The organism is Mesorhizobium sp. WSM4845 (genome assembly GCF_055811455.1).
On sequence record NZ_JBVVQA010000042.1, the window covers coordinates 18893 to 30870 of the forward strand.

Annotated in this window: 7 protein-coding genes and 1 pseudogene; 6 read left to right on the top strand and 2 right to left on the bottom strand. The window is 62.3% G+C overall.

The window, feature by feature from the left end; genetic code table 11:
* Positions 1-90: 90 nt before the first annotated feature.
* On the bottom strand, positions 91-3126 hold the full coding sequence (locus AC0L2C_RS30760; protein ID WP_473525179.1) for an Rne/Rng family ribonuclease: 3036 nt from the start codon (positions 3124-3126) through the stop codon (positions 91-93).
* 687 nt (positions 3127-3813) lie between these two features.
* Between AC0L2C_RS30760 and AC0L2C_RS30765 the strand changes: the two genes are divergently transcribed.
* The 6 genes from AC0L2C_RS30765 to AC0L2C_RS30790 all read left to right on the top strand — a co-directional run bounded on the left by AC0L2C_RS30765 (position 3814) and on the right by AC0L2C_RS30790 (position 11390).
* The gene (locus AC0L2C_RS30765; protein ID WP_473525180.1) at positions 3814-5091 is read left to right on the top strand and encodes an N-acetylmuramoyl-L-alanine amidase; all 1278 of its coding nucleotides are present in this window, start codon (positions 3814-3816) and stop codon (positions 5089-5091) included.
* A gap of 212 nt (positions 5092-5303) precedes the next feature.
* Entirely contained in the window at positions 5304-7760 is a 2457-nt protein-coding gene (locus AC0L2C_RS30770) for a penicillin-binding protein 1A (RefSeq protein ID WP_473525181.1), read from the top strand.
* A 243-nt stretch (positions 7761-8003) separates the two neighbouring features.
* Positions 8004-9135, top strand: a protein-coding gene (gene prfB / locus AC0L2C_RS30775; protein WP_128246558.1) for a peptide chain release factor 2 whose coding sequence is annotated in 2 segments (ribosomal slippage) — positions 8004-8069 and positions 8071-9135 — 1131 coding nt in all. Because the reading frame shifts where the segments join, the coding sequence is not laid out codon by codon here.
* A gap of 444 nt (positions 9136-9579) precedes the next feature.
* Positions 9580-9966, top strand: coding sequence for a hypothetical protein (locus tag AC0L2C_RS30780; RefSeq protein WP_473525182.1), 387 nt, complete (start codon positions 9580-9582; stop codon positions 9964-9966).
* A gap of 204 nt (positions 9967-10170) precedes the next feature.
* A complete protein-coding gene (locus AC0L2C_RS30785; RefSeq protein ID WP_473525183.1) occupies positions 10171-10539 on the top strand; it encodes a GFA family protein in 369 nt (122 codons plus the stop codon).
* A gap of 200 nt (positions 10540-10739) precedes the next feature.
* Complete coding sequence (locus tag AC0L2C_RS30790) at positions 10740-11390, top strand: YiaD family glycine zipper/OmpA-like lipoprotein (RefSeq protein ID WP_128246555.1); 651 nt, start codon at positions 10740-10742, stop codon at positions 11388-11390.
* Between the two features lie 102 nt (positions 11391-11492).
* Here AC0L2C_RS30790 and AC0L2C_RS30795 read toward each other — a convergent pair.
* A pseudogene (locus AC0L2C_RS30795) lies at positions 11493-11978 on the bottom strand (hypothetical protein); the annotation flags it as partial.

Here is an 11978-nt window from a genome sequence, read left to right on the forward strand (position 1 = left end):
ATTGGCCCGCTTCAGACAAGAAAATCCCGCTGTCGATGGGACAGCGCGGGATTTTTTTGGTCAAAAGATCAGGCTAAGCTACCGAAAAGCTTAGAAAAAGCCTTTCCGCTGCCACCAGCCGGCACGCTTCGGCTTCTCCTCGGTCTTTTCCTCTTCGGCAACAGTCGAGGACACGATCGGCTCAACCGGAGCATCGACCGGTACGGGCTTGCGTCGCGATGGGCGGACCTTCGGTTTTTCGTCGACGGCGGCCACGGCTGTTTCCTCTGAAACAGCTGCGGGAGCCTCGGCAGAAATTTCCGGCTCGGCTACCGGCGTTTCGGCAACGACGTCCGCCGCAGCCTTCTTCGGCTTGGCGGCGCGGCGTGGCTTCTTCGGCTTTTCGGCGCTTGGCATGTCGTCATTGGCCGGAGCAAGGTCCACAGGCTCTTCGACCGGCGTTGCTGCTGCCGGTTCGCCGGAGACGGCCTCCAAGACCTCGGGACGGTCAGCCGACTCGGCAGTGCCTGCATCGACCTCGCCTTCGCCGTCTTCACGGCGATTGCGCTTGCCGCCGCGCTTGCCGCGCCGACGTTTCTTGCCCAGACCTTCATCAGGCTCCCGACCTTCGTCAGGCTCCCGACCTACATCAGGCCCTTGCCCCTCATCCGACGCTTCCACCGCCTCGGTGACGCCGACCTGGTCCTCGTGGTCTGCTTCGGCGCCTTCATCGCTTGCGGCCTCGGAGACGCCATCGGCAGTGGCCGAGATGGACGCACCTTCCACGGGGGCGCCATGCTCGCGGTCGCGATCCTTGCCGCCGCGCCGTCTGCGGCGCTTGCGGCGCTTGCGGTCGCGGCCTTCGCCATCTTCGCTGGGCCTTGGCTGCTGCGGCTGCTGCGCCTGGCGCGGTTGTTCCGCCGGTGCAACGACCTCGTCTTCCTCCTCCTCGATGACGATTTCGTCGGCGGGCTCTTCCGGCTCGACATAGGCGGGCAAGGTCCGCACCTCGACGAAGCCTTCAGGCTTTTCGGCCAGCGCGCCGCGGAAGATCGCATAGTGCTGGGCGCCGACCGTATCGTCGGCCTCGACGGTGATGGTCAGGCCGAAGCGGTTTTCGAGCTCCACCAGCGTGCCGCGCTTGTGGTTGAGCACATAGAGCGCGGTCGCCGCCGGCGTCCGCACCGTGATGTGGCTGCGCGAATCCTTGAGCAGGAATTCCTCGATCGCCCGCACCACCATCAGCGCGACGGACGAATCGGACCGCACATGGCCGGTGCCGCCGCAATGCGGGCAAGGCTTCATCGTCGATTCCAGCACGCTGGCACGGATGCGCTGGCGCGACATCTCCATCAGGCCGAAATGCGAGATGCGGCCGACCTGGATGCGGGCGCGATCGTTCTTGAGGTGATCCTTCAGCCGCTTCTCGACGGAGCGGTTGTTGCGGTTCTCCTCCATGTCGATGAAGTCGATGACGATCAGGCCGGCGAGATCGCGCAGCCTCAGCTGCCGTGCGACCTCCTCGGCCGCTTCCAGATTGGTGTGAAGCGCTGTGTCCTCGATCGAGTGCTCCTTGGTGGAGCGGCCCGAATTGACGTCGATGGCGACCAGCGCTTCGGTCTGGTTGATGATGATGTAGCCGCCGCTCTTCAGCGTCACCTGCGGCTGCAGCATGCGGTCGAGCTGCGCCTCGATGCCGTTGCGCACGAAGATCGGCGTCGTGTCGCGGAACGGCTGCACGACCTTGGCGTGGCTCGGCATCAGCATGCGCATGAAATCCTTGGCCTCGCGATAGCCCTCTTCGCCGGAGACCAGGATCTCGTCGATGTCCTTGTTGTAGAGGTCGCGCACCGAGCGCTTGATCAGGCTGCCTTCCTCGTAGACGAGGGCAGGGGCCGTCGACTGCAGCGTCAGGTTGCGGACGTTTTCCCAAAGCCGCATCAGATATTCGTAGTCGCGCTTGATCTCGGCCTTGGTGCGGCTTTCGCCGGCCGTGCGCAGGATGACGCCCATGCCCTGCGGCACTTCGAGATCGGCGACGACCTCCTTCAGCCGCTTGCGGTCCTGTGCGTTGGTGATCTTGCGCGAGATGCCGCCGCCGCGCGCCGTGTTCGGCATCAGCACCGAATAGCGGCCGGCAAGCGACAGGTAGGTGGTGAGCGCCGCGCCCTTGTTGCCGCGCTCTTCCTTGACGACCTGCACCAGAAGGATCTGCCGGCGCTTGATCACTTCCTGGATCTTGTACTGGCGGCGCACCGGCTTGCGGCGGTTGCGCGCTTCTTCCAGCGCATCCTCGGCGCCGACCGATTCGACCTCATGGTCATCCGAATGCGATGACTGCACCTCTTCCAGCATGCCGCGATCATTGTCGGCGGAGGTGGCTTCGCCGGCCGCCTCAGCCTGCGGCACGGCTTCGGAAATCACATCCGATTCGATGCTGGCGGCGATGGAGTTCGGACTGCCTTCGGAAGGCCCAGTTTCGTCACCGCCAGTTTCGTCACGGCCATGGCCCGTCTCGTCACGGCTCGTCTCATCAGGACTTGCCTCGCTATGACTGGCGACATCCTCGCCATGTTCCGAAGCAGCGGACGGCGTGTCGACGTTTTCTGAGGCATCGACGTTCTGCGCGACCGCATCCTCGCCGTGTTCGCCGCCCTCATTGGAGCCGCTGTCGTTGGACCCGCTGTCATTGGACCCGCTGTCATTGGAATCGCCAGAAGCGTCCGAATCGGCCGCACCTGCATCACGCTTGTGTTCGCCTCGGTCGCGGCTCTTGCCGCCGCGGCGGCGTCCGCGCCGGCCGCGATCGCGGTTCTGGCGATCGTCGCCATCGCCGTCCTCATCGTCCTCGTCTTCAGCCTCCTGCGCTTCCGCGCGCAACAGCGCCTGACGGTCGGCGACCGGAATCTGGTAGTAGTCGGGATGAATTTCACTGAAGGCGAGGAAACCGTGACGGTTGCCGCCGTATTCGACAAAGGCTGCCTGAAGCGAGGGTTCGACGCGGGTTACGCGGGCGAGGTAGATATTTCCTTTGAGCTGCTTCTTGTCCTGGGATTCAAAGTCGAATTCTTCAATACGGTTACCGCGAACGACGACAACTCGTGTTTCCTCCGGGTGGGAGGCGTCTATCAGCATTTTGTTGGGCATTATTTCGTTTCCCCCCGGCAGCCGTCAGCCGCAGCTTGCGAGGCAAAGCCCGCCGCTGTGAGTGTGGATGAACATGGGTGCCGGGCAATTGAATGTCCGCCGGCCGCTGCCTGAGCGCCATGGCGGTGCCGCCCGCAGCCATAATGGCGCGGTTTGCTGCGGACCTTTCCATGATTGCGCTTGAAGCCATCGTAACCAGCAGAACCTTTTTGAACCAAAGCCCGGGAAAACCGGACCAGCTTGTTTGCTCGTACAGAGCCGGCGCGGGACAATCCCGGCCGTTTTCCTCACGCAGGCGCTTCCCCCGCCACGGGCTTACACCTGCGAAATTCGTCGCGATCACCTGTTGCCTTTTCGCCTGACGCGAAAGGAGCCGTCGTTCATCTCACCTGTAGCAGGAAGCTGCGGAGAAGGACGGTTCCAGGATTGCAGTGATCCACCATCGCTTTTATGATTTGGCGGGTTGGAAGGCAACCCCGATTTCCGATGCCGGCAAAATGCAGTTCCGCAACGGAAGCACGGCTTTAAGCGCTGCGTGAAAAGGCTTGGTTAACCTTCTCTGGTTACCAACCGTTAATCGAGTTCGCGGCCTGACCGGCGTTTCGACAAGACGACGACACTCCGACAAGCAAGATTGGCCGACAACAGGATCGGGCGCCTCACGCCAAACCGGAGCGACTGGAAGAGATGGCACTGGCAGTCTTCACGCACATGAGTGGTTGCGCCGGAGGCATTTTTTTCTACGCCGCCCGCTTCCACGCCGCTTGTCTGCTGTTGCTGGTTGTCGCTTGCCTGGCTCTTTCGCCAGTTTCCTTTGCCGCCGACGCGCCGCTGGCAGTGACGAGCTACAAAATGGCCGGTGACGCCACCAAGATGCGCATCGTCATGAATTTCGATCGTGAGCCCGACGTCAAATGGTTCCTGCTGCGCGGCCCCCACCGTCTGGTCGTCGACCTGCCAAGCACGAGATTCGCCATCAAATCCAAGGACGTGAAGGCGCGCGGCCTGGTCAGGAGCGTGCGCTATGGCGATCTCGGCGAGGGGGTGTCGCGGCTGATTCTCACCGGCAAGGGCCCGTTCGCCGTCGACAGGTTCGACGTGCTCAAGAACGATGACGGCAACGGCTACCGCATCGCCATCGACATGTCGGCGGCGTCCGTGCGGGAGTTCGACGCCGCTCTTGCCAATCAGGCGTTGACCACCGGCTCGACGGTCTCCTCCGACAAGGGCGGCAGGGTCGGCACCGGCCCGGTCTCCAATCCAGGCCATCGCTTCACCGTCGTCATCGATCCAGGCCATGGCGGCATCGACGGCGGCGCCGAGGGCATGAACGGCACCGTCGAGAAAAACGTCACGCTCGCTTTCGCCACCGAATTGCGGGACAAACTCGCCGCAGTCGGCAAATACGACGTGTTCTTGACGCGCGAGACGGACCAATTGCTGCGGCTGGACGACCGCGTGCGCATTGCCCGCCAGCACGAGGCCGACCTGCTCATTTCGATCCACGCCGACACCATCAGGGTCAAGGGCCTTCGCGGCGCAACCGTCTACACCGTCTCCGACAAGGCTTCCGATCCCGAAGCGCAGGCGCTCGCCGACCGTGAAAACCTTTCCGACCAATTCGCCGGCATGGAAATCAAGGACGACAACAAGGAAGTAACCGACATCCTGATCGACCTGATTCGCCGCGAGACGCATAGTTTCTCGATGAGTTTTGCGCAAACGCTGGTCGGCCAGCTTTCCACCAGTGTCGGCCTCATCAACAATCCGCAGCGTTCGGCCAGCTTCAAGGTGTTGAAGGCGCCGGATGTTCCCTCCGTGCTGGTCGAACTCGGCTATCTGTCGAATGCCAAGGACGAGGCACAACTGCTCAGCGCCGATTGGCGCAGCAAGGCGGCCCAGAGCATAACCAATGCCATCGCCCTGTTCGCTTCAGCCAAGGCCGGAGCCGGAACCGGAGGCTGAGATGCCAGCCCTCGCCACAACCAGAGGCAGCGTTGCACGACGACAACACTTTGCACTTATATTTTCGCCATTCGAAGCCGAAATTCCAGGCTGCCGCATTTTGCCCACATGGTGGCGACATGGATTTTCGATTACCGGTCGGGATCGTCTCGAAAGCTTGCGCGAAAGGCGGCTTCGTTTAGGCAATTCCCGAACCAAGGACTGGAGCGGGCATGATTCGTCTTATTGGCTATTTCTTCGGCATCGGCACCGCGCTGGCCCTTTTGGTCGCGGCCGGGGTGGCGATCTATATCAGCCATTTGTCGAAGGATTTGCCCGATTACGAGGTCCTGGCCAAGTATGAACCGCCGGTGACGACCCGCATCCATGCGTCCGACGGTGCGCTGATGGCCGAATATGCGCGCGAGCGGCGCCTGTATTTGCCGATCCAGGCGGTGCCGGATCGTGTCAAGGCGGCCTTCCTGTCTGCCGAGGACAAAAACTTCTACAATCACCCCGGCATCGATATGACCGGCCTTGGCCGCGCAGTCATGGTCAATCTGCAGAATGCTGGCTCGGGCAAGCGCCAGGTCGGCGCCTCGACGATCACCCAGCAGGTGGCGAAAAACTTCCTGTTGTCCTCGGACCAGACCTACGAGCGCAAGATCAAGGAGATGATCCTCGCCTTCCGCATCGAGCAGGCCTATTCGAAGGACCGCATCCTCGAGCTCTACCTTAACGAGATTTTCTTCGGGCTTGGCGCTTATGGCGTCGCCGGCGCAGCGCTCACTTATTTCGACAAGGCGGTTAATGAACTCACCGTGGCGGAGGCCGCCTATCTGGCGGCTTTGCCGAAGGGCCCCTCCAACTATCATCCCTTCAAATATGCCGACCGCGCCATCGAGCGCCGCAACTGGGTGATCGACCAGATGGTCGGCAACGGCTACGTCACGCAAGAGGAAGGCGCCAAGGCCAAGGCCGAGCCGCTCGGCGTCAAGCCACGCCGCTCCGGCACCTATCTGTTCGCCGGCGAATATTTTACCGAGGAAGTGCGCCGCCAGATCAGCGCGCGCTACGGCGAGAATGCGCTCTACGAGGGCGGCCTGTCCGTCCGTACGACGCTCGATCCCAAGATGCAGCTCATCGCCCGCAAAGCCATGCAGAACGGCCTGATGAAGTTCGATACGCTGCGCGGCTATCGCGGGCCGGTGAAGACCATCGACGTATCCGGCGACTGGGGCGTGCCTTTGAGCGAAGTCAAGGGACTGGACGACGTGCCCGAATGGTCGCTCGCCGTCGTGCTCGACAGCTCGGAGAGCGGCCTGTCGATCGGCCTTCGGCCGACCAGGCAGATCTCGGGCGAACTCGTCAAGGATCGCATTGAAGGCACCGTCAGCCGCGAGGACATGAGCTTCGCCATGCGGCATGTGGTCGGCGGCAAGACTGTCAAGGCCAAATCGCCGGCGGACGTGCTGAAGCCTGGCGACGTCATCTTCGTGCAGAAGAAAGAAGATACGGATGGGGCCTATATCTTGCGCCAGGCCCCCGAAGTGGAGGGCGGCCTGATCGCCATGGATCCGCATACCGGGCGCGTTCTGGCCATGGTCGGCGGGTTCTCCTATTCGCTATCCGAATTCAACCGTACCACGCAGGCCATGCGGCAGCCGGGTTCGTCCTTCAAGCCGATCGTCTATGCGGCCGCTCTCGACAATGGCTATACGCCGGCTTCCGTGATCATGGATGGCCCGATCACCATCAAGAGCGGCAACACGACCTGGACGCCGAAAAACTACGATGGAAGGACTGCGGGCCCGGCGACCTTGCGGTCCGGCATCGAGAGGTCGCGCAATCTGATGACCGTGCGCCTGGCCAACGACATGGGCATGAAGCTGGTCGCCGAATATGCCGAGCGCTTCGGCGTCTATGATCGACTGGCGCCGTATCTGCCGATGGCGCTGGGGTCGGGCGAGACGACCGTGATGCGCATGGTATCGGCTTATTCGATCATGGCCAACGGCGGCAAGTCGATCAAGCCGACGCTGATCGACCGGATCCAGGATCGCTACGGCAAGACGGTCTACAGGCAGGACGAACGCGGCTGCGAAAATTGCAATGCCGCCGAATGGCGGAACCAGCCTGAGCCGGAACTGGTCGACAATTCCGAGCAGGTGCTCGATCCGATGACCGCCTATCAGATCACCTCGATGATGGAGGGCGTTGTCGAGCGCGGTACCGGCGCTACCGTCGCCGAACTCGGCCGCCACATCGCCGGCAAGACCGGAACGACAAACGACGAGAAGGATACCTGGTTCATCGGCTATACGCCCAACCTCGTTGTCGGCCTTTATATGGGCTATGATCAGCCCAAAGGTCTTGGCAAGGGCGCGACCGGCGGCGGCCTTGCTGCGCCGATCTTCAAGGACTTCATGCGCGTGGCGCTGGACGGCACGCCCAATGTCGATTTCCAGGTTCCCGAAGGCATGAAGCTGATCGCCATCAATCGCAAAACCGGCATGCGCGCCAACCCGGACGACGCCGGCGCCTTTATCGAAGCCTTCAAGCCGGGCACCGGCCCCGCCGACAGCTATTGGGTGATCGGCATGGGTGAGGACGGCTCCAACGCCTCCGGCGGCGCGCTGTCGCCACAGGCCAACCAAGCCATCCAGTCCGGCGGCGGCGGGCTCTACTGACATGGGTTCGAGCAATTCCAGGAAAAGTGTGAAACGGTTTTCCGTCCGGAATTGCGCAAAAACAAAAAGATAGAGCCGTTCGGCGTTTCTGTGAAACGATGAACCGCCCTAAGGTATTTTGGCCGGCTTTCGAGCCGGCCCATTTCGCTTTACAGGCGGCGGTGCCGTCCCTATGTATCGCGCCAACCCAAGCTCTGCTTAAGCGACAGGGCACCATTTCAGCACAGGACAGAACGGCCAGCCATGCGCGCGGAAACGCAGAATATTGTCGACGAAATCAGGCAGGCGATAACCCTGCTGAGGAGGCATCTTTGACTGGGATCAAGCCATAAAGCGGCTTGAATACCTGAATGTGCGTGCCGAGGATTCGAGTCTCTGGAACGAGCCGCTGGAGGCGCAGAAGCTGATGCGTGAGCGCCAGGGCCTCGAGGAAGGCATCGCCGCGGTCAAAGGCCTCACCCAGGCGCTGGAAGACAATATCGGCTTGATCGAGCTTGGCGAGGAAGAGGGCGATGAGAGCGTCGTCGCCGAGGCGGAAGCCGCGATCCGCTCGATGCGCGGCGAAGCAAAGGCCCGCCAGATCGAGACGCTGCTTTCGGGCGAGGCCGACGCCAACGACAGCTATCTCGAAATCCATGCCGGCGCCGGCGGCACCGAAAGCCAGGACTGGGCCTCGATGCTCCTGCGCATGTACACGCGTTGGGCCGAGCGGCGCCGCTTCAAGGTCGAGGTGCTGGAGGTGCATGACGGCGAAGAGGCCGGCATCAAGTCCGCCACGCTGCTGATCAAGGGCCACAACGCCTATGGTTGGCTGAAGACGGAATCCGGCGTTCACCGTCTCGTGCGTATTTCCCCCTATGACAGCAATGCGCGCCGTCACACCTCCTTCGCCAGCGTCTGGGTCTATCCCGTGATCGACGATACGATCGACATCGACGTTTCCGAATCGGATGTCCGCATCGACACCTATCGTTCATCCGGATCGGGCGGCCAACACGTCAACACCACCGATTCAGCGGTCCGCATCACCCATCTCGCCACCGGCATCGCGGTCGCCTGCCAGGCTGAGCGCTCCCAGCACAAGAACAAGGCGAAGGCCTGGGAGATGCTGCGTTCGCGGCTCTACGAGGAAGAACTGAAGAAGCGCGAGGCGGTGGCCAACGCCACCGAAGCGTCGAAGAGCGATATCGGCTGGGGCCATCAGATACGCTCCTACGTTCTGCAGCCTTATCAGCTGGTGAAGGATCTGCGTACGGGCGTCGAGAGCACAAGCCCGTCGAGCGTGCTGGACGGCGACCTCGACGATTTCATGGAGGCCTCGCTGTCGCAGCGCATCGAGGGCGGCGCCGGCGAAGTGGTGGCCGATATCGACTGAAGCTTCTACGCCCCAAGCAGCAGGAACATCACGCTAGAGTAACAGGCTCTTCACTGTAATTGAGCGGCTGCTTTATGGCTTTGTTTTTTCATCCAATTTTCGACAATTACTTCTACCTCCGGGTTCATTGTTGCAGGCCTGCCAGGGCTTGGCCCGGAACCACCGCGAGCTGATTCTCGTTATCCGCGCGATCCCACTGCCGGGGTTGATGAAGTCACTCTCGTCAGCCCCGGCAGGCTGGTTCCGGCTGCAGATGTCGGCGCTCGGTTGCACAGCAATTTCTTGCGCCAGCAAAGGAATCAGCCCAGCATCCGAACGCTGGGGGAAAAAGCATTTATGGCCGGACGCGGCGTATCTGCGACCTGACGAGCCGGCCACTGGGAAGTTACGTTCCAAGAACGGGCAAGCGAAACGCTTGATAACTCGGTGATAGGAATTGCGCCCATGCCTGCTTCCACAACCCGACTGGCCTCAGCCGTCAAGACGGCGCGCCGCCTCCTGAATTCGATCATTGCGGTGGTGGCCCTGATGGCCGTCGTCACTACATTTGCAGCATCCGCCTTGGCGCACGACGCCACGCCGACTGCAGCGAAGCCGCAAGGCTGGAGTTACCCATTCTCCTGTTGTTCCGGCTATGATTGCCGCGCGGTCTCGCAGACGTCGATCAGCGAGCGTCCAGAGGGCTATGTCATCAAGGGAACTGGCGAGGTCGTGGGCTACAGCGATGCACGGATCAAGAATTCGCCCGACGGCGAATATCACTGGTGTTCGGTCGCCGGCGCCAATGACGGAAAGACCATCTGCCTGTTCGTGCCACCGTCGTCGTTTTGATGCTTGTCGCCCAAAAGCTTGCTCCGAGAGCCATGGCCTGACCCGAGGCTGCGCAGCGGTTTGGGATAACGACGTGCATCAACAAGATTGAAGCACGCCACGCGTCCGACGCAGGCACCCCGAGTCTGCCGACAGACGGTTGTCAACAGCGCCTCTTTATGTTGCCTTACCGCGCTGGCGGGAAGCAATCGCGAGGGAGGCGTCATGACCATAAAGGCAAGCTGCCACTGCAGGGCGACGATGTTCGAGGTTTCGGAAGCGCCGCTAACCGTGACGCAATGCACCTGCTCCTTCTGCTCGAAACGCGGCTCGTTGTGGGCCTATTACGTCCCGTCGCAATTCAAGCTCACCAGCCCGCTCAAGAATGTCTCTTTCTATCAATGGGGTTCGAAAACGGTAAAACATGGTTTCTGCGCCACCTGCGGCTGCGGCACCTTCACCGAAACGCCGGACTGGTCGACCGGCAAGCCGAATTTCGACAATCCGAAAATCAGCGTGAATTCTCGCCTGTTCGACGATTTCGACCTCGATCAGGTCGAGGTCGTCGTCATCGACGGCAAGAATCTCTGGTAGCCGACAGTCTCTGCCAGCCCATCGGAATTGCGCAAATAGCGGCGGTTGGATTGACCGGGAAAAGCCGTGGCCAGCCGCTTTTCCCCTTCCATTTTTCGCCGCATTTCATGTTACAAGCATAGAGCGACGTGCGTCAACTTGGACGCACAAGGGATGCGGCGCGCCACTGGTGGGACCGCGGACTGGAGAGGGACTACCTGATGAAAAAGACTGTGTTCGTCGCAGTGGCGACGGCTGTGCTCGTGAGTGCCTGCACCACAACCGATCCGTATACCGGACAGCAGAAAGTTTCCAACACTGCGGCCGGCGCCGGCATCGGCGCGCTGGCGGGTGCGGGGCTCGGCCTGCTCGCCGGCGGCAACGATCGCCGCAATGCGCTGATCGGCGCTGGCGTCGGCGCGCTCGCTGGCGGCGCCATCGGCGCCACGATGGACCAGAACGAGGCCGAACTGCGCCGCCAGCTTCAGGGTTCCGGCGTCAGCGTCACCCGCAGCGGCGACCAGATCATCCTCAACATGCCGTCCGACATCACCTTCAACGTCGACCAGGACGCGGTGAAGCCCGGCTTCTATCAGGTGCTGAATTCGGTAGCACTTGTGCTGAACAAGTTCCGCCAGACCACCGTCGACGTGTTCGGCCACACCGACTCGACCGGTGGCGACGAACACAATTTCGACCTGTCGCAGCGCCGCGCGCTGGCAGTCGCCAATTATCTGTCCGGGCAGGGCGTCGATACCCGCCGCTTCGCCGTCACCGGCTTCGGCAAGACGCGTCCGATCGCCTCCAATGCGACGGCCGCCGGCCGCGCCCAGAACCGCCGCGTCGAAATCCAGCTCTCGCCGCTCACCTGAGCAAGGCAGGCAGAAGACGGCATTGCACATGAAAACGGCCCCGCAAGGGGCCGTTTTGCTGGTATTTGAGAATTTCTGCTGTGATCAGCCCAATTTCTGCTGTTAGCCCTTGGCGACAATGCGCATGAACGCGGGCATGTCGTCACCGAATCCGACGGTACCATCGTTGTCTTCCTGGCGATGGCGGGCCGGGCGATTGCCGTCGCGCTGCGGCCTGGTGTCGCCACGTTCCGGCGCGCGCTGTTCGTTGCGATGGCGATCGGGCGAAGCCTTCCGTTCGGGTGAAGCTTGGCGTTCGGGTGAAGCTTGGCGCTCGGTGTTTTCCGAGCGGATCGCTTCCTTGCGCGCGCGCCGCTCACCGGCATCGGCGACCGCGGTCTCGGCCGCCACTGGCTGTTCCTCGCGCGCCGCATCCGGTGCGGCAGCTTGGCTTTGCTTGGCGTGGCGTTCGCGTGGTCTGCGTTCGGCCCTTTCCTTGCCATCGTCCTTGCGGCCGGGGGGGGGGGGGGGGGGGGGGGGGCGCGCCGGGGGGGGGGGGGGGGCCCCCCCCCCCGCCCCGCCCCCCCCCCCCCCCCCGCCACCCCCCCC

What these genes read in the sequence shown, in the direction of transcription:
- AC0L2C_RS30770 (WP_473525181.1), top strand. Translation starts at nt 5,304, where the DNA reads ATGATTCGTCTTATTGGCTATTTCTTCGGCATCGGCACCGCGCTGGCC.
- AC0L2C_RS30790 (WP_128246555.1), top strand. Translation starts at nt 10,740, where the DNA reads ATGAAAAAGACTGTGTTCGTCGCAGTGGCGACGGCTGTGCTCGTGAGT.
- AC0L2C_RS30760 (WP_473525179.1), bottom strand. Translation starts at nt 3,126, where the DNA reads ATGCCCAACAAAATGCTGATAGACGCCTCCCACCCGGAGGAAACACGA.
- AC0L2C_RS30765 (WP_473525180.1), top strand. Translation starts at nt 3,814, where the DNA reads ATGGCACTGGCAGTCTTCACGCACATGAGTGGTTGCGCCGGAGGCATT.
- AC0L2C_RS30780 (WP_473525182.1), top strand. Translation starts at nt 9,580, where the DNA reads ATGCCTGCTTCCACAACCCGACTGGCCTCAGCCGTCAAGACGGCGCGC.
- AC0L2C_RS30785 (WP_473525183.1), top strand. Translation starts at nt 10,171, where the DNA reads ATGACCATAAAGGCAAGCTGCCACTGCAGGGCGACGATGTTCGAGGTT.